This window comes from Alteromonas sp. ABH4_452 (genome assembly GCF_056311825.1).
Genome location: NZ_CM149973.1, coordinates 465,060 through 483,312 on the forward strand (window position 1 = coordinate 465,060; position 18,253 = coordinate 483,312).

The 18,253-nt window shown below is 45.6% G+C and carries 19 protein-coding genes; 11 read left to right on the forward strand and 8 right to left on the reverse strand.

The window, feature by feature from the left end; genetic code table 11:
- Positions 1–56: 56 nt before the first annotated feature.
- Entirely contained in the window at positions 57–770 is a 714-nt protein-coding gene (locus tag ACYX4N_RS02030) for a ComF family protein (protein WP_476055443.1), read from the reverse strand.
- Between the two features lie 98 nt (positions 771–868).
- On the opposite strand from ACYX4N_RS02030, the gene bioH reads away from it, so the two are divergent.
- The 3 genes from bioH (at position 869) to ACYX4N_RS02045 (ending at position 3,136) form a co-directional block, all read left to right on the forward strand.
- The gene (gene bioH, locus ACYX4N_RS02035) at positions 869–1,678 is read left to right on the forward strand and encodes a pimeloyl-ACP methyl ester esterase BioH (protein ID WP_179985030.1); all 810 of its coding nucleotides are present in this window, start codon (positions 869–871) and stop codon (positions 1,676–1,678) included.
- Positions 1,679–1,853: 175 nt separating this feature from the next.
- Positions 1,854–2,171 carry a hypothetical protein gene (locus tag ACYX4N_RS02040; protein ID WP_476055444.1) on the forward strand — a complete coding sequence of 106 codons (318 nt, stop codon included), beginning with the start codon at positions 1,854–1,856 and terminating at the stop codon, positions 2,169–2,171.
- 14 nt (positions 2,172–2,185) lie between these two features.
- Positions 2,186–3,136: a putative metalloprotease CJM1_0395 family protein gene (locus ACYX4N_RS02045; RefSeq protein ID WP_476055445.1), complete on the forward strand. Its 951-nt coding sequence runs from the start codon at positions 2,186–2,188 to the stop codon at positions 3,134–3,136.
- A gap of 162 nt (positions 3,137–3,298) precedes the next feature.
- On the opposite strand, the gene ACYX4N_RS02050 is transcribed toward ACYX4N_RS02045, so the two are convergent.
- From ACYX4N_RS02050 to greB, 3 genes are all read right to left on the reverse strand, one after another.
- Positions 3,299–5,077 (reverse strand): C1 family peptidase, encoded by a 1,779-nt coding sequence (locus ACYX4N_RS02050; RefSeq protein WP_476055446.1) that lies wholly within the window; start codon positions 5,075–5,077, stop codon positions 3,299–3,301.
- Positions 5,078–5,515: 438 nt separating this feature from the next.
- Positions 5,516–7,882, reverse strand: coding sequence for a Tex family protein (locus ACYX4N_RS02055; protein ID WP_476055447.1), 2,367 nt, complete (start codon positions 7,880–7,882; stop codon positions 5,516–5,518).
- Positions 7,883–8,060: 178 nt separating this feature from the next.
- Entirely contained in the window at positions 8,061–8,546 is a 486-nt protein-coding gene (greB, locus tag ACYX4N_RS02060; protein WP_476055448.1) for a transcription elongation factor GreB, read from the reverse strand.
- Between the two features lie 174 nt (positions 8,547–8,720).
- Here greB and ACYX4N_RS02065 point away from each other — a divergent pair, with 174 nt between their 5' ends.
- On the forward strand, positions 8,721–8,990 hold the full coding sequence (locus ACYX4N_RS02065; RefSeq protein ID WP_179985024.1) for a hypothetical protein: 270 nt from the start codon (positions 8,721–8,723) through the stop codon (positions 8,988–8,990).
- A 264-nt stretch (positions 8,991–9,254) separates the two neighbouring features.
- Here the strand turns inward: ACYX4N_RS02065 and fkpA are convergent, their stop codons facing one another.
- Complete coding sequence (fkpA, locus tag ACYX4N_RS02070; RefSeq protein ID WP_118491202.1) at positions 9,255–10,040, reverse strand: FKBP-type peptidyl-prolyl cis-trans isomerase; 786 nt, start codon at positions 10,038–10,040, stop codon at positions 9,255–9,257.
- Between the two features lie 197 nt (positions 10,041–10,237).
- Between fkpA and ACYX4N_RS02075 the strand changes: the two genes are divergently transcribed.
- From ACYX4N_RS02075 to ACYX4N_RS02085, 3 genes are all read left to right on the forward strand, one after another.
- The gene (locus ACYX4N_RS02075; protein ID WP_476056408.1) at positions 10,238–11,170 is read left to right on the forward strand and encodes a WD40 repeat domain-containing protein; all 933 of its coding nucleotides are present in this window, start codon (positions 10,238–10,240) and stop codon (positions 11,168–11,170) included.
- A 9-nt stretch (positions 11,171–11,179) separates the two neighbouring features.
- Positions 11,180–11,428: a SlyX family protein gene (locus ACYX4N_RS02080; protein ID WP_474803538.1), complete on the forward strand. Its 249-nt coding sequence runs from the start codon at positions 11,180–11,182 to the stop codon at positions 11,426–11,428.
- A gap of 238 nt (positions 11,429–11,666) precedes the next feature.
- Positions 11,667–11,825, forward strand: a complete 159-nt coding sequence (locus ACYX4N_RS02085; protein ID WP_012520154.1) for a hypothetical protein — start codon at positions 11,667–11,669, stop codon at positions 11,823–11,825.
- Between the two features lie 119 nt (positions 11,826–11,944).
- Here ACYX4N_RS02085 and ACYX4N_RS02090 read toward each other — a convergent pair whose 3' ends face one another.
- On the reverse strand, positions 11,945–13,054 hold the full coding sequence (locus ACYX4N_RS02090; protein WP_476055449.1) for a DUF748 domain-containing protein: 1,110 nt from the start codon (positions 13,052–13,054) through the stop codon (positions 11,945–11,947).
- A gap of 178 nt (positions 13,055–13,232) precedes the next feature.
- The gene (locus ACYX4N_RS02095; protein ID WP_012520152.1) at positions 13,233–13,439 is read right to left on the reverse strand and encodes a YheV family putative zinc ribbon protein; all 207 of its coding nucleotides are present in this window, start codon (positions 13,437–13,439) and stop codon (positions 13,233–13,235) included.
- Between the two features lie 118 nt (positions 13,440–13,557).
- Between ACYX4N_RS02095 and ACYX4N_RS02100 the strand changes: the two genes are divergently transcribed.
- The 4 genes from ACYX4N_RS02100 to ACYX4N_RS02115 are packed head-to-tail and all read left to right on the forward strand — an operon-like array spanning position 13,558 to position 17,365.
- A complete protein-coding gene (locus tag ACYX4N_RS02100; protein ID WP_476055450.1) occupies positions 13,558–15,531 on the forward strand; it encodes an ATP-binding cassette domain-containing protein in 1,974 nt (657 codons plus the stop codon).
- The gene (locus tag ACYX4N_RS02105) at positions 15,512–16,018 is read left to right on the forward strand and encodes a TIGR02444 family protein (protein WP_476055451.1); all 507 of its coding nucleotides are present in this window, start codon (positions 15,512–15,514) and stop codon (positions 16,016–16,018) included. Before ACYX4N_RS02100 ends, ACYX4N_RS02105 begins: the two co-directional genes overlap by 20 nt.
- A 20-nt stretch (positions 16,019–16,038) precedes the next feature.
- Entirely contained in the window at positions 16,039–17,073 is a 1,035-nt protein-coding gene (locus ACYX4N_RS02110; protein ID WP_118491212.1) for a hydrolase, read from the forward strand.
- Positions 17,074–17,131: 58 nt separating this feature from the next.
- Complete coding sequence (locus ACYX4N_RS02115; protein WP_025257266.1) at positions 17,132–17,365, forward strand: YheU family protein; 234 nt, start codon at positions 17,132–17,134, stop codon at positions 17,363–17,365.
- A gap of 92 nt (positions 17,366–17,457) precedes the next feature.
- Here the strand turns inward: ACYX4N_RS02115 and ACYX4N_RS02120 are convergent, their stop codons facing one another.
- Positions 17,458–18,012: an outer membrane beta-barrel protein gene (locus ACYX4N_RS02120; protein WP_474803560.1), complete on the reverse strand. Its 555-nt coding sequence runs from the start codon at positions 18,010–18,012 to the stop codon at positions 17,458–17,460.
- Positions 18,013–18,253 lie beyond the last annotated feature (241 nt).

Genomic DNA, 18,253 nt, shown 5'->3' on the forward strand with positions numbered 1-18,253 from the left:
AGGCGCGGTGCATGCCGCGCCTAACAGCGCATTTTTCTATATTCCTTTTTTAAGCCTTACGCCTTTAGCAATAAGCTGCTTTTAGGTGGCGGCGTAAATACCGCTGCCCACACTTGAACCTGTATATTTGGGTAGCGCTGCTTAAGTCTTTTACTTAGTGTGTTTACGGTCACACCCGTAGTAAGCACGTCATCCACTATCGCCACGGTGAAATCGCTGCCATCTTTATTACTTTGCGCTGTCGCTATTTCACCATCAATACACTGCTTGGATAAAGTAAATACACGGTTTGCGTTCTCTGCTCTGGCCATTTTGGATAAGTGGTGCTGCACACTAAAACCTTTGCGGCTAGCCCACGCTTGGTTAATGGGTATACCTAGTTCGCGGCTTAAGCTTCCACACAAAAGCGTAGCTTGGTTGTAGTGACGCTTTGAAAGCCGCCATGCACTAATTGGAACCGGAAGCAGTACATCTGGCACTGATAAAGTGCACTGTCGCTTTTTATGGACAAACCAGTTACTTAATACTTTCCCTGCCGTCAGCGAATGCGTAAACTTTAACTGGTGAACCAGCGATGACATGGGCCATGTGTGAAGCCCCAGCACGGATAGTGCGTCATAGTGGCTATGCTTGACGTGGCCTGCCACAGGGCCGTATTGAAGTAGGTTACTCCCATGTAATGAGGCTTCGAAAAAAAACATGTCATCTTCACACCAGTGACATACTGGCGTAGGACTTGCCTGATAACATAGCAAGCATGAAAGGTTCATAGCGTTGATTCCATCAACTTCCTTGAATTGTCGAACGTCGACCTATTTTCATCATTTCGTGTTTTCACAAAAACACGTTTCTGCCTAAGGAGGTGTAAATGGAAATTTTGCATACAAATGGCGAGCTTGTCACCCGTACTCAGGGTACAGGCGTAGATGTAGTATTTCTTCACGGTTGGGGTATGAACAGCGGCGCGTTCACATCCTTTATCCCTTACCTTAGTGATAATTTTCGCGTTACCACCATCGACCTTCCTGGCTTTGGAGAAAACGCGGAAATCGTGCCTTCACCTTACAATGTTGAGTCCCTTGCCCAAGCTATTGTAGACAAACTGCCAGACCAGTGCGTGTTGGTTGGATGGTCACTAGGTGGATTGGTAGCTCAAAAGCTCGCGTTATTAGCACCAGAAAAGCTCAATGGACTGGTTACTATTGCTTCAACGCCTCGTTTTATAGCCGGACCTTGCTGGCCAGGCATTGCGGCTGATTTACTTACTATGTTTGAAACACAGCTGGAGAAGAATTACCAAAAGACACTCGAACGCTTTTTGGCAATTCAGGCTATGGGTAGTGAAACGGCAAAGCAAGATATTAAAGCAATACGAGAGCAGGTCACTCAATTTCCAGAACCCGCTGAGGAAGCGCTTAAGAAAGGCTTACGTATATTGTCTACTGAAGACATGCGACACGATGTAGGGCGGATAACTACGCCTACGTTGCGATTATATGGCAGATTAGATAGTTTAGTGCCGACCAGTGGAATAGATCGTATATGTGAGTTGCACCCACAGGCCGATACGGTTGTTCTTCCTCATGCCTCTCATGCGCCTTTTATTTCTCATCCCCAGCAAACCGCAGATATTCTATTCCGTTTTGCTGCGGGAATTTACCAACAAAAAGCGTCTTGATCTAACGCCTCAATACGGCTTCAAACTGCTATTAATCGGTGGTTTGAAGCTTTCCTGTCGTTAAAGCTAATTAAAAGTCGCCTGCTTACAATAAGTTAATGGCAGTGTGTGATACATGTCTTTCCATTTGCGTGAAATTGGTCAATAATTGCACATGAGAGGTTAGGGGTAGTGTATGACAAATATTGATGGTTTAAGTGCAGGCTCTGCATTTGCAGCGGCTCAGTATGGGTTACAAAGTGCAAGCGATGGCGTATCGCAGGCAGCGGCAAATATTGCTCAGCGAACGGCTGAAGATGCTATTGCACCCGCTCAACCTATTGTGGCTACCAGCGAATCAAACAACACTTCTTCTGATTCTGCTTCTAGCACTACGCGTTTAACCGACGATTTAATTGCGCTTAATGTAAACGAGCGTAATGCCCAAGCTTCCGCCAAAGTTTTAGGGGTGGCCGACGAGATGCTTGGCACTATCATTGACGTATTGGCTTAAGTGGAGCTGGTACGGTGAATATAGTAACGCCAATCCTTAACGCTATTGCTTATCCCACGGCGAATGTAAATACAGAATCTGCCCGTAGAGATAACGTGCAGCGGGAAACTATTCCCCAAGCGTCAGACTCCCAGCAAGGCGCTTCTCAAAAAGGTTTAGGTTCTGAAACTGATAAGGCTAAAAGCCCGGGGCAGCCGCCAGCTCCTGTCACCTACGAACGCCCTCAAATACAAACCGAGCTTCAAGCCGCTTTCCAAAACGTTTTTGGGCAAGAAAAAGACAATGCGCAGGACGAGAGTGCAGGCAAGCAAGACGCGAAAGACAGGCAGCAAGAGCAACAAGAGAAGCAAGAAGCCACGGAAATTGAACAACTAAAAGCCCGTGATCAGGAAGTAAGAGTTCACGAGCAGGCACATGCGGCAACAGGTGGGCAGTACGCAGGTGCACCGCGATATGAATACACTACAGGCCCAGATAATAAGCGCTATGTTACCGATGGCGAGGTGTCTATTGACGTCTCAGAAGAGAAAACGCCAGAAGAAACGCTGCAAAAAATGGAACAGGTGCGCGCCGCAGCGCTCGCGCCAGCTGAGCCTTCTTCGCAAGACTTAAAAGTGGCCGCTGAGGCATCTCAAAAAGCGACAGAGGCGCGAAGTGAGATTGCTAAAGCGCAAGCTGATAACCCACCAACAGCGGAATCTATTACAGAGCAGACTCCAACCGGTAGTGTCGATACAGTTTCAGGTATTGAAACTATCACTGAGTCCGAAATTAACACTGGCCCAAGAATAGGAGCGGCGGCAGACGAAGTGTTGGATAGTGCGTCTAACCCCGCAAACGCTATATCTTCGAAAGGCTTAGAAGCAAATGCGCCTGACGCCATGCAGACAAGAATAGGCCGTATTCAAAACGCTTATTTACAAGCTTACACTCCATCTAGAGAAGGTATATCTCTCCAAGCATAATAGCCGGCTTCAAGCATGATAGCGTAAGTTAGTGCTGGCTGCTTCATATTACACCAACAAATTAACCCGCTGAATAACTTACGATCTAGCCCAAGAAACTGCGAGCTAAATCGCAAGTACGGCACTTTCATTTATGCAAAGGCTTCTTCAAATCAGCAAGCCCTAATAATCCAATATCGCCTTCGTAAACGGATATTTAGGTGCACCACCAGTGATATCTGATAGCACCGAATTCATGGTATCTACGTCGCTATCGAATCCACCATGGGATGTAGCTGCCGTAGCATCACCTTCTTTTCCTTCGCTGTATTTAAACGTTACGTTAGACAGTGGCTGATTAAATACGGCCATACCTAATAATGGCATCTCCGGTTTAGGTTCAAAAGCATTTGATACCAAATAGAGCAGTGATTTTTGGTAAATACGCGCCACGTGATCATCTTTTTCTAATGCTTCAGATAAGTTATAAATCGTGGTCGACTGGATATGTTCTCCCTCTATAAACTCCGAAAGCTTTTCGTCGAATAGAGAATAGCTAATGGCTGGGGCCATTAAATGCAGGCTTGATACTTTTATATTTTCATCAACTTTGAATAACCTTGATAGACTGTGTGCATGAAAAATAGAGCCTGCCGAATGACCCACAACATGCAGCTGTATCCTTGGGTTGTTTTTCAAATAGTCGGCTAACTTTGTTAAAAAGTAGGTGCCATCGGACGTGGTGCGGGTAAAAGGCGTGCAAGCGTCTGATTTCATTTCACGCCACAGTGCGCCGCCCACTTTACGTGTCGCCCATTCTAAAATGCGGTCAGTGTAGTCGGTAAAAGCCCCAACTTTGGTGCTAATTTCTTCATTCTTAAAGCCTAAAATATCTTTTAGCTCTTCAAGCATGCCTGTGTCATACATGAAGTGAATGGGGTACACATCATTTTTAAGAAAGGTGTCTTTCATGGCGGCAATGCGTCTAGCCGAGGCTTTAATGCTATTCAAGCCTCCGTGCGCGTACAGCATTACATGTTCATGATTACTGTCGAAAAGCTTTTCAATAATGGCATCGACGTGGTTTTTATTGCTCCAATATTTACTTTTAGTATCAAAGTGCCCGTCATCAAAATGAACGAAGTGATCTTGAATACTTACTCGTGGCGTAGAGCGAGAGAACAGCCCTTGTGCGATAGAGCGCGTAGCTTGATGGTAGGTACCCGTACCTGAAATAGGAAGAGCGAGTTGTACCACCCAGGCATCCATAACATTCAACGCCCAGTCATCGTATCGCCAAAGCGCTAGCCCTGATTTTTTCCAATCCGTACCCCACGAGTTCTGAATCCAAAAGCCTTCATCATTGTAGCCAACAATGGCGAACGCATGACCTCCCATGGGTTCAGGTCTTAAGTTTATCGCGTCGCCCGCGGCGTCTTTCCAGCCTTCATGAATTCTCGCAGAAACAAAGATTACACCCACTTCATTAAGTGCAGCATGAAAATCGCTAATTTCCCGTTCAAGGCGGTAGTATGCGCCGAGCCTATGATTACTGGCGTTATCAGCTATGGCGAGGGTCATTTCAAATTCGTTGCTGTGATTGATATTTTGCGTCAGTGAGTCGCTGCAAACTCCGCTGTTATACCAGCCTTTAATAGCGCCGCGGCAGCTAGAGCCATCATAAGCTTCACCCAACCATTCATCGTGACGCTTTGCCATGGCATAAAGCATCCATGGGCTCACGGTATGTTTTCGGCCTTGCTGGCGATAGATAAAATTTATGGTGGCGGCCAAGGCAAAGCCTGTACAAGCGCCGTCTTTGCCTTGGTCTAATATACCCAAGTTACCCGGCGGGTCGATAAAAGGTTTAAGTGGGGTAAGGTTGGGTTGGTAGTAGCGATCCCGAAGGTCGGGGTAGTCTGCACTGACATTTAACATGCTTTTTGAAACCGGTAAGTTCATAACATCATCCTCTGATTAGGGCAGGTGATCTTTGCTGTACAGCGAGATGAAACGCGCGTACACCAAAGGCCGTCGGCCGTTAACTCATTATGGTCGTCCGAAAGTACTGCCTGTAAAAAAAGGCTGAGGTCAAATGAGCAACATTACCTTCGTTAAACGTTAAGGCACTGACCGCGTGTCAACGGTCTCGCTAAACGATATCAATATACGAACTTCGGTTTCGGTGTGACCCACACCTTTTTATTGTTTCGGTATTCTCTATTTTGGTGCTCTTGGCTAAAGAGTATTTAGGCATATAGAATTTCTATGCGCTACAAACTAATGTGCCACAAAATAATGTAGAAAAAAACGACAGGCTAAATGAAAGCGTGATAAAAAAGGGCCTGTCAATGACAGGCCCACTATAAGCAACATTAAATTGTTGTGAATCGCTACTATCTACTTTTTCGCTTTAGCAAACGCGTCAGCAAAGGCATTACCCATGGCGCTGTTTTGAGGCTGGCTGTTGCGATTGCCGCCTCCCTTGTTTGAGCGCGGATTTGCTTTGCTATTGGCACGCCCAGCCCCTTGGTTATTCGCACCTCTACCTGAAGCCCCCTTACCTGAAGAGCTATCGCCAGCGGTATTATTACTCTGACTCGGTGTATCGTCTAAGCGCATGGTAAAGGAAATACGCTTGCGCGGTACGTCGACTTCAAGCACTTTTACTTTAACGATATCGCCTGCTTTAACAACCTCACGAGGGTCTGAGATAAACTTGTTAGTCAGTGCTGAAATATGTACCAGTCCATCCTGATGTACTCCCACATCAACAAACGCGCCAAAGTTAGCTACGTTGCTCACTACGCCTTCTAGGATCATACCTGGCTTCAGGTCGTTAATAGTTTCAACGCCTTCTTTAAACGCCGCTGTTTTAAATTCAGGACGAGGGTCACGACCTGGCTTGTCGAGCTCTTTAAGGATGTCTTTAACGGTAGGTAAACCGAATGCATCGCTGGTAAAGGTATCTGGCGATAAGCTTTTGAGCAACTCGGTATTGCCGATAATGTCGTTAACCGCAACAGCAGTCGTATCAACGATCTTATCGACCACTGGGTATGCTTCGGGATGTACCGCAGAGGCATCAAGTGGGTTGGTGCCGTTTACAATACGCAAGAAACCCGCCGCTTGCTCGAAGGCTTTAGGCCCTAAACGCTCAACTTTCAATAGTGCTTTACGGTCTGGGAAAGCGCCATTAGTGTCTCTGAAGTTAACAATGTTGTGCGCTAGAGTTTTGTTTAAGCCTGATACATAGCTCAATAGGGCAGGCGATGCCGTGTTTAGGTCAACGCCAACAGCGTTTACACAGTCTTCAATAACACGGTCAAGGGACTTGCCCAACTGGCTTTGACTTACGTCGTGCTGATACTGGCCTACACCAATGGCTTTAGGCTCAATTTTAACTAGTTCTGCGAGTGGGTCTTGCAGGCGGCGTGCGATAGACACGGCTCCACGAATTGAAACATCCAGATCAGGCAGCTCTTTAGAGGCAAGCTCAGACGCTGAATACACAGAAGCGCCAGCTTCACTTACCATAATTTTCTGTGCTGTAAGTTCGCTGTTGTTCTTAAGCATTTCACCGACAAGTTTGTCGGTTTCACGGGAACCTGTGCCGTTGCCAATGCTGATTAAGTCTACTTTGTATTGTTTGCACAAGGTTGTTAGTGTGCGAATAGACTTATCCCACTGATTTTGCGGTGCGTGTGGGAATATGGTATTCGTCGCTACCACCTTACCTGTACTGTCTACTACCGCTACCTTAACGCCTGTTCTTAAACCTGGATCTAGACCCATAGTGGTTTTTGCACCTGCAGGTGCAGCCATCAACAAGTCGTTTAAGTTTTTAGCAAATACTTCAATGGCTTCTTCTTCAGCACGCTCTCGAAGGGCGCTGAATAGCTCAGTTTCCATGTGTAGACCAATTTTGATTTTCCACGTCCACTGCACTACCTGAGCTAAGAAATCATCAGCGCCACGACCGCGGTGCATGATATCGTAGTGGCTTGCGATAATGTGCTCGCAATGAGATGGTCCCTTTTCTTCTGATTGTGGGTCGGCATCTAGCTGAATATGAAGCATGCCTTCATTGCGACCTCGGAACATGGCCAATGCGCGGTGCGATGGAACTTTTTTGTATTTTTCGCTGTGTTCAAAATAGTCTTTATACTTAGCTGCTTCTTGCTCTTTACCTGGTACAACCGTACTTTTTACGTGAGCATTTTCAGTAAGGTAATGGCGCACTTTCGCTAGCAAAGCAGCATCTTCAGCAAACCTTTCCATAAGGATATAGCGAGCACCTTCTAGCGCGGCTTTAGTATCAGCAACGCCGTTGTCTGCATTAACAAACTCTTGCGCTTTGCTTTCAGCGTCTGTGTCAGGGTTGCTAAACAATGCATCGGCTAGCGGCGCTAAACCTGCTTCGATAGCAATTTGTCCTTTAGTACGCCTGCGAGGCTTATACGGTAAGTACAAGTCTTCAAGGGTTGTTTTGCTGTCAGCACCGGCAATGCTGCTTTTGAGTTCGTCAGTAAGTTTGCCCTGCTCTTCGATAGATTTAAGAATAACGTCGCGGCGTTCTTCTAGCTCACGTAAGTAGGTCAAACGCTGCTCTAGATTACGCAGCTGCGTATCATCAAGGCCTTGGGTTACTTCTTTGCGGTATCGGGCAATGAAAGGAACGGTTGCCCCTTCATCGAGAAGTTTTACTGCGGCAGTTACTTGCGAGGGTTGAACGCTAAGCTCTTCTGCAATTTTATTGGTAATCATAAGTCGCTCTAAGATACTAAAAGTTCGCGTTAGGCAATGGCGAATAAACGATGTGTGACAGGCTTACATACACAGCGTTAGTAGTGAAAATAAGAACGGTGAGTATATCACCGCGGTGTAGGGAAAGTCGTCTGATCATTGTGTTACAACTGGGTAGTTAAGAAGACCATCTCTTTGTTTAAAGTTTGTCTGTTGCGTCATACCAAATACGGTTTATCCACCACTCTTTAGTACCCGCCTCAGTTTTAACAATAAACTCATCGTCCTCTTCTTTGCCAAGTAGAGCACGGGCCATGGGTGAATCAATGGAGATGTAGTCCTTACGGCCAAATATTTCATCATAGCCAACTAAGCGAAGCTCCATAACTGCGCCTGATTCGTTTTCAATTTCAACCCAAGCACCAAAGAACACTTTTCCTTCTTGCTGTGGATCATAATCAACAACTTTTAGGTTCTCTAAGCATTTGCGTAAGTAACGAACTCGACGGTCAATTTCGCGAAGCTTCTTTTTGTTGTACTGGTAGTCAGCATTCTCACTCCTATCGCCCAGGCTGGCTGCCCAAGTTACCTTGCGAGTGATTTCTGGCCGTTCTTCACGCCACAAGAAATCCAGTTCTTGTTTAAGCTTTGAATAGCCTTTTCGAGTGATAAGCGGTGTTTTCACAATGTCCTATAAATAATCCAGCTAATTACCCCTACTTTATGTGGGTAATAAGGCAAAACGCAATCTTTCGATAAGGTAAAAAGTGACAAAACAGACAGATTGAATAATTATTGAACATAAACCTTTCTGTCAGTGTCGTAGTATCAATACCATACTAGCCATTAGGGGAAATGAATGCGTAACAGAATGCCTGTGTTGAACCGCCGAAGGTCGGGAAGCGATCCGCTTCAAACCAGCGGCACTATCATAGGTTTTATGCTGTTTTTAAGCGGCGCGCTGTTATTGTTGTATGCCTTACTTGATATAGTTGTTCGCTTAAATAGTGTACGAACCGTGATATACCTTATCTTAGCGTGTGCCATGTATAAAGTAGGGCACTCACTGCTTAATCATTTTGCGACGTTTAAAGTCCATACGGAGAGACGACGCGCACCTAACCGTTAAAACCTTTAGTTTTAAGCCCCAGTTTTTAAGGTTTAATTGTTCCTAAAAACCTTTGTTAGGGCCGTGAAATATTTCAATTTTAGGCTAAGCTTTAAAGTGTAATTCGAGGCACCAAGCATATTGAATAACCCATTTTACTATTTGGGTACGCGCGTGGTGAAAATCCACTAGCTCGTAGGGAAAAGGTAAGCAAGGATCACGCTGACTCACTAAAACAAAAAAGCCGACGCATAGCGTCGGCTTTCTCTTTTCTGAAACTCTAGCTTATTCAGCTGGCGCTTCGGCTTCAGGTTTAACCACTTCTAGAAGCTCAACATCAAAAATTAGCGTTGAGTTAGGCGTGATTGCGCCTGTTGAACGTGCGCCGTAAGCAAGCTCTGATGGAATGTGGAAGCGGTATTTCGCGCCTTCTTTCATTAGCTGTACGCCTTCAGTCCAACCCGCGATTACGCGATTAAGAGGAAATTCAGCTGGCTCGCCGCGCTTATAAGAAGAGTCGAACTCTGTACCATCAAGCAAGGTACCACGGTAGTGAACTTTTACCATGTCTGTTGCTTCTGGGCTTGCGCCTTCGCCTTCTTCAAGTACTTCGTATTGAAGACCAGACTCTGTTGTGGTCACGCCTTCTTTCTTACCGTTTTCTTCTAGGTAAGCAAGACCTGCTTCAATGTTTTTCTCAGCCGCTTGTTCAGCCATTTCTTGCTGTTTAGCACGCAATACTTCTTCGCCCTGTTGAGCGATTTGCTGAATTTGCTCTGGCGTAAACTTAAGGGTGTCGTTCAGGCCGTCTTTAAAGCCTTGTTGTAGCGCATCTTGGTCTAGGGTTAAACCAAGCTGCTCTTGTTGTTCGGCACGGTTGCTAACGAACAGACCCATACTCGCGCCCATGGCGTAAGCTTGCTTTTGTGTATCTGTCATTTCTTCTGCTGCAACAGCAGTTGTTTTTGCACTATCAGCGCTTGTAGAAGCGGCCTCATCAGATGTGTTTGGCTGGCAAGCGAAAAGGCCTAGCGCAGCGATAGTAGATAAGGCAACGAGCGACTTCTGCATAAAAACGTCTCCATTAATTATTATCATCATGCGTCTATGTCTATACTGCTGCATCTAAGGCAGTTTGCACGATAGTTAAAGATGCGTGATCCATGCTATGTTAAACCTAGCGTTTACAAAGCGAAACCCATTTGATTATGTTTAGGCCTCAAATGTTCCATAGAATAGTGTTACTCACCTTACTTATTGGCAATTCCATGGGATGTTCTGTCCCTGATACTACGCCAATACAGCAGTGGCGTCATGTAGAAGAGGGCGCTTACGCGGCAGATATATCCAACGACGGCACCTTAGCTGTAGTGTCTGGCGTGAATAATGGTGTCAATGTATGGCGAATTGGGCAGAGCGAGCCCCTCTATCATTGGAGTCATCAAGGGGAAGGTAACAACCTAGTGATGTCAGTGCACATCAGTGCAGATAAGCGCTATGTGGTCACTGCCGACCGTGAAGCGTTTGCTCTGTGGAGTTTGGAAACTGGCGAACCAGAAGGGTTTTGGCGAATAGATGAATCCTCTATTCGCGATGTGGTAGTCACCAATAATGGAAATGGCATACTCGTCGCTCGCTCAAATGGTAAAGTGATGTATTTTGAGCCGCGCACCTCTCGCAGACTTGAGTTTTTTGGGCATCAGGAAAAAGTTAATTCCATTGATATTTCACCGAATGGCAAGTTTGCCCTTACTGGTGGCAATGACTATATTGCCTATTTATGGAGTACAGACACTGGGCAGATTATCCACACCTTCACGCACCCCACTCGAGTAACCAAGGTTGCGCTGGACGATGAAGGCCGATTTGCTTTTACTGCCGACAGTCAAAGTAAGTCGCAAGTGTGGAATGTACAAACCGGGCAGCCCGTAACTTCACTGAAGTTTGCATCACGACAAAAAATCTTCACCGACGTCGAATTTTCAAAAGATGGCCAGTACTTACTAACAGGATCACCAGCCAGGAAGGTTTATCTTTGGAATTTGAAAAACGGCGAGCAAGTTCAGTCAATTCAAGTCGCATCGAGAGAGTCAATTTCACCGCCAACCGCAGTTGTTTATGGCGTCGGCTTCCTTCCCAATGATAATATATTGTCTATAAGTAGCAGTGGCCTTGCCGAAGAATGGCAACGAGAGAGATAGAGAATTTACATGACAAACAAAAGCGCTGAGCAGTTACAACAGCAAATAGATAGCGCCAATAGCTATATTGAAGAGTTACAGATGAAAGTAGCCTTTCAAGAACACACTATCGAGGCACTTAATGAAGCGTTGGCTTCACAACAAAAGCAACTCGATGATTTAGCGTTTAAAGTAAGTCACGTAATAGACCGTGTTAAAAGCATAGAACCGTCTAATATTGCTAAGCAATCAGAAGAAACCCCGCCTCCGCACTATTAATTTTAGCCATTCTTGAGTGGTATAGGCGCTTTTTTGGTTTGAAAGAGGCGCCTCAAAGGCAGTCGACAAATTAGTAAAATCAACCGTTTATGAGGCTTCGGGTTAAACACTAGTTTATCTTGTTATGAGTTAGGCTAAGACTGCATTTATCCTGATAATCTAATTGAATTACACTTGCGCGCAATTGCACAGGCCCAAGTAATACCGAGCCTTATCTTCAACAAATAAGAGAGTAGTTATGAGTGATTTTGATATGGATGCGTTTGACAGCATCGATTTTGACTCAGTTGAGCAGTCAGTAGCCGAAAAGCAGGCTGAAAAAGACAAGCAGGAAAGCCAAGAAATTGAAGGCATGCGCGACGGTGCCAACGATTGTGGTGATAGCTGTACTATATAACACTATCTAAACTGCTAAGGGCTCGTGCAAAGCCCTCAGCGGTTATATGGGCCTTCAGCGTTATATAGGCCCTTAGCGGTTAAATCAGCCCTTAGCAGCGTAAGAAAAATTCTGCGTTTTTAATTAGACCCCTCAGGGTTCTCTAGTCGGTCTAACTCCAATCTGTCGAGCTCTACACTTTCCTCCACATCGCCTTGAAATGCTTTAATAAATGCGTTTTTCAATATCGCCGTAAACGCCTCCCAAGTCTGTGTTTCTGGGCTAGATAAGTCGCCCTCAATGGGAATACGCGTGGCAATTTGGTCTTGGCTCTGATTTTCAAACAGTTCAGTGATAAACGCGGAAATTGCTTCAATACTGCCTTCAACAAAACCGTCTCCGTCACGTTCAATGTCGCCTTTCCAAGAAAATACTTCAACGTTATGCAAAATAGGTTTTATATAGCCTTTTACCTGCCCTTCATTAGACGCGACCTCGGCAGCAAGCGTAAGCGTTCCGGCTTCTAGGTCGAAAGGCGCATAAGTATCAAGCAGGTTTTTAAAATTCACCAGACCCACATTGTCAGCTTTAATGTCTAGATCAAAAGTAGGGGCTTTGGTTGCAGGATTAAGCTTGGCGTTTAATGAAATAGTCCCTTGCTCCGCAGTCTGGCCATTCGCAGTAGCTGAGGCTACGCGGGTGTCTGATAAGTCGTCGCTGTTTACCAAATTATTCACTTCAAGATGAATATCGTGCAGCGCAATATCGATAGCCGGAGAGGTATCTGGATTGTGAAAGGCAATTTTCCCTTCGTTAATGGTGAGTTTGTCTATACGTAGAGGAAACAATTGGTCGGCAATAGACAGCCAGTTTTCGTTCTTACCCGACTGACTCTTTTTTTCCGTGTTTCCGTCTACAAAGTTAATTTCTGGAGAATTTACCACCACTCTGCCAACGGCTGCACCTTTAAAAAGCTGTGACCACGAAAGTGTAAACTCCACATAGTCAGCCTTAAACAGTGGCTTATCTATTTGTCCATTCGCTTTATACAGCAACACATATTCTAAGCTGTAAGCACCACGCCATAGCATTAAATCAACATCGCCCACTCGACCATCGTATTGGTCCGATTGGCTTAGTGTGTTGTTAATGTATGTGGCTGCGGCATAAGGAAGGTACAACCTGGACGCGATGAGCATGAGCAATAGCCCTGCTACTACATAGCAAAATCGTTTTTTAGCGTGTTTCATATTTCACTCCTTAGGGAAAGGAATACAAAAAACATGCCTTGGAGAGCGTTTTTCCTCGGTAAGGGCGTTAGCCGCTAGTGGCGCGATGCCCAGAGAAGGTTTTAAAAAGCCTGAGTACAGTATGAGAAGGTGTTACACAGGCTTAAGGGTAAGATTTACTGAGATGTGGGTAGGAATGCTAGTGCGGTTTAAAGATACCAATCACGTTTTCGTTAGAGCGCGTAGCGGCACTCACCTTTTCGTCGGTTTGCGCTTCGTTGTACCCACATGCGACGCATTCCAGCTTTTCCACGTTATTTTCAAAATATAACGAAATAGTATCTAGCTCTTGGCATTTTGGGCACGTAGCCCCTGCTACAAAGCGACGTTTTACACGTTTTGACATACATACACCTTTGGGGAATTTCGCTAGTATTATACCTTGAAATGGTATGTGTTGATCAGCTTTTACCTTAAGTTTTTGATACTATACGCGCCCTAGATTGTTCTATCACAGGTTAGTCATGATTAAGCTTTCAAATGTATCGCTACTTCGCGGCCGCAAAATGCTGCTGGAAGAGGCGTCGGCACAGGTTTTTCCAGGCCACAAAGTGGCGCTAATAGGCAGCAATGGCTGCGGAAAGTCCACGCTGTTTGCTCTGTTGCGCAGTGAACTAAGCGTCGATGCCGGAGATTGCAGCGTACCCAGCGATTGGCGAATTGTGAGCGTGGCTCAGGAAACGCCAGCGACTGATCGAACTGCGATAGATTACGTGATAGACGGTGACAAACATTTACGTGATTTACAGGCTAAGCTAGACGCCGCTGAAAAAAGCGGAGACGGCGTAAAGATTGGCCAAATTCATGGGCAACTAGAGCAGGCTGGGGCTTACGATGTGGAATCACGTGCAGCGACTATACTTTCCGGCCTAGGGTTTACTAATGCGCAGTTAAGCGCGCCAGTCAGTGACTTTTCTGGTGGCTGGCGTATGCGCCTAAACCTGGCTCAAGCGCTGCTTTGCCCTTCAGACTTACTGCTGCTTGATGAGCCCACTAACCACTTAGATTTAGACGCCGTGATTTGGTTAGAGAAATGGCTTCAACGCTATACAGGTACCTTGCTGCTTATTTCTCACGATAAGGCATTTATCGATGATACTGTGGCGCAAATTATCAGTGTTGAGCAACAGAAGCTTGTTACTTACACAGGTAATTATTCATCTTACGAAACCCAGCGTGCTGAGCGTATACGCTTACAAAACATTGAGTATGAAAAGCAGCAGCAAAAGGTAGCCCATCTAAACTCTTTTATTACGCGGTTTAAAGCCAAGGCTAGTAAAGCGAAGCAAGCGCAAAGCCGTATTAAGCAGCTAGAGAAAATGGAAACGTTAATGCCAGCCCATATGGCTAGCCCGTTTAGCTTTTCCTTTGCTCCGCCTACTGCACTTCCTAACCCTCTGGTTCAAATGGAAAAAATACAGCTGGGGTACGATGACCATATAGTGCTTCAACAGGTAAAACTGAATTTAGTACCTGGCAGCAGAATAGGTCTTCTAGGTAGAAACGGGCAAGGTAAGTCAACGTTAATCAAGCTGTTAGCGGGTGTTCATGCGCCTAAGCAGGGGATTTTCAATACCGCAAAAGGTCTGAAGATTGGCTATTTTGCCCAGCACCAGTTAGAAACACTAGACGCTAATGCCACACCCCTTTTACATTTGCAGCGTATTGATGAAAAAGCTACTGAACAGCAGCTTCGCGATTACCTGGGCGGTTTTGGATTTAACGGCGATGAAGCATTGGCACCCGTGGCACCTATGTCAGGTGGCGAAAAGGCGCGCTTGGTGTTGGCACTAATTGTCTACCAAAAACCTAACTTATTGCTGCTGGATGAGCCTACCAACCACTTAGATCTAGAAATGCGCCACGCGCTTAATATTGCTCTTCAAGGTTTTGAAGGCGCTATGGTGCTGGTATCGCACGACCGCTTCTTACTTTCCTCGGTTTGTGAAGATTTCTATTTGGTAGACAGCGGTGAAGTTGAGCCATTTAAAGGCGATTTGGATGACTATCGCGACTGGATCCTAAAACAGCAGGCGGCAGAAAAAGCCAAGGCCAACAGCGAGGCTAAAGGTGCTAACAGCGACGCTAAAAACGGCGCGCAGAAAGAGGCAGGAGCGCACAGTAAGCCAGAACGCAAGTTAGATCGTAAAGAAGAAAAGCGCCGCGAAGCCGAGTTCAGGCAAAGCGTAGCGCCACTTAAAAAAGCCATCGAAAAACACGAAAAAGCCATGGAGAAATGCAGTACCGCCTTGGCAGAGGTAGAAGCATCACTCGCCGATACCTCACTTTACAGCGACGACAAAAAAGCAGAACTCATGGGCTTGCTCGACAAACAAACTGAGCTTAAGCAACAGCTTGAAGAGGAAGAAATGGCATGGCTAGATGCCCAAGAGCAGATAGAGCAAAAACGAGAAGAGTATGACAGTGTCAGCGCCTAATATAAAAAGCAGTGTGTTTTGGGAGTACAGCGTATCTCGCTATACGAAAGGTGATATGGCACCGCTCGCGCTTCTGCTTCAAGATAACCACAAGGTGAATGTAAACGTTCTCTTGCTGATTTGCTGGTGTTTAGAGAATAATATCATTATAAATTTGCCTCAGCTTAAATCGGTTATAGCGGCATCAGCGAGCACTGACGAAAAGTTAAAGCAGCATCGCGAGAAGCGCAAAGCAGCAAGCCCAGAGAAAGGTGGTGAGCAAACATCCTACGATGCACTCAAAGCGCAAGAATTAGAGCTTGAAAGGCAACAGCAGCGAGACATTGTTACGTCTTTTAATGAGCAGGCGGTTACGCACTTGGGTCAGCAGGCCTCGTCAACGAATATATTTAACGCGTCTATTGCTGCGTTCATTAATGCATACGAGTTACGCGACAACAACGAGGCGCGCCAGTTAGTGAGCCTTGTGGTTAATCAATTATCGTAAAAACACAATAAGAAAATACAATGAGCAAATCAGCGCTATCGCATGGAAAGATAATAAAAAGTAGCTTTAAAGTGCCAGGATGGGCAAAGAACCGACATGTGCAAACCATATGGCCGCGTTTTATTCAAAAGCGCTTACCCCTTTCTTATAACATGGAGCGTTTAACCTTACCGGATGACGATTTTGTTGACGTAGCATGGGGCCCCAAACCACAAGAGACATCAGGGATAGTGGTGATGTTTCACGGATTGGAAGGCAGCATCAAGTCGCATTATGCGAACGATATGATGGCCCAACTGTCTGTGAATGGTTGGCAGGTGGTAATGATGCATTATCGCGGCTGTAGCGGTGTGCCAAACCTAAAAGCGCGCGCTTATCACAGTGGCGAAACGGAAGACCCTAGTTTTTTCTTAGAGTGGCTGCACGATAAATTTCCACGTATTCCCAAGGTGGCTATTGGCTTTTCGCTTGGCGGTAATATGTTGTTGAAACTCTTAGGTGAAAACCCTGCACAAAAGTGGCTGAAGGCGGCGGTTGCCATCTCTTCTCCGCTTAAACTATCTGAGTGCGCTAAGTCAATCAATCAGGGTTTTTCTCGTGTGTATCAAAAGTATTTACTTACTAGCATGAAAGATACTTTGCGTAAGAAGATGGAATACATTGATTATCGCAAGCTTATTCAGCTTACAAAAAGTGATGTAGAAGGCATTACTAGCTTTACTCAATTTGACGAAAAGATCACGGCTCCCCTGCACGGTTTTGCAGATGCGCAAGACTATTATGAAAAGTGCAGCGCGTATCACTTTTTAAGTGCCATCCACTGCCCAACGTTAGTATTGCATAGCATCGATGACCCCTTCATGAACCACTTAATTGTGCCAAAAGAAGAGGAACTTGCGCGTAACGTCACCGTAGAATTGAGCGAACGAGGCGGTCATGTCGGCTTCATGCAAGGCTCTGTATTAAACCCGAAGGTTTGGCTGCACGAGCGCGTAAAGCGCTTCGTTAGCGAAGCGTTACCGGTAAACTCAACCTGTGGTTATGTTAGTCGCTAATACTGAGGTGATATTGGTGTCGTTTAAGTTTTATAAAACGTTTTTCCCAGGAGTGTGAATGATAATTCCCATCGACGCATTAGAAGCCGATACGCTTTATAGCTTGGCTGAGTCTTTTGTATTACGCGAAGGCACCGACTATGGCGCTGAGGAAGTTGAGCTAGAGGTAAAAGTGCAGCAGGTGCTAGACAGGTTAAAATCTGGCGAGGCAGTACTTGTATACTCAGAGCTCCACGAAAGTGTGGATATAAAAAGAAAAGAAGATATTGAGCCCAGCGACACAGCTGAATAAAAAACGAAGCGAAAGAATAGCCGTCTTCTTGAAGTGCAGACACAAAAAAGCCGGGTCGAGCAACCCGGCTACCTACCTGAGGAGAGGAAGGCTTAAAAAGCGTAGCGTGCAGTTACCTGCATAATGTCTAAATCATCAATGATTTTGTAGTTTGCACCAACTGCCCACTGTGGCGTGATGTAGTAGTTAGCGCCTACTTTGAATGTCGCTTCACCATCATCTACATCGTAGTAGCCCACTTCACCAGCAAGCTCTACCTGCTCTGTAATCATTGAGCGAAGACCTGCATTAATGCTGTAGCCTGTCTCATCATCTATGTCACCATCAACACGCTCTAGGTTAGCGCCAAAATAGGCATCTGTTGTGGCGTTTACAGGTAAGCGGTAACCTGCACCTAGGGTTAGCATATCGAAGTCGAAGTTACCTTCTTCAAAAAAGCTGTACTCGCCGTTTAAGTACCAGTTGCTGTTTAACAGGTACTTACCATTAACGGTTAGGCCGTCTGGTTCGAAAGACTCGTTGTCGTCAAAGTCCATTTTGGTGTAACCACCTTCTACGTAACGCCAGTCTGGTTTGTCGGCCATTGCTGTAAGAGGAAGTGTTGCCGCAGTAAGTGTCGCTGCAATAAGTGTGATTGATTTACGCATGTGATAACTCCTTAGTATGCTCAGTAGCCCAGTTTCTGCAACGCAAACATTCAATGTGTTTGCGAAGCGTGTCACAAGTCAGCGCTTCTAAAACGCGCTGCTCTTCTGCAAATACGCTGTCTTTCTAAATCGCTCTGCTCTTATACATCGCTCCGCAGTGGGCTACTTGGTTGATGAACACAAAGCCAAAAACGTCTTCATGTCATCTCAATTATTTCTTTTCAGAAATCGTGTCCGATGT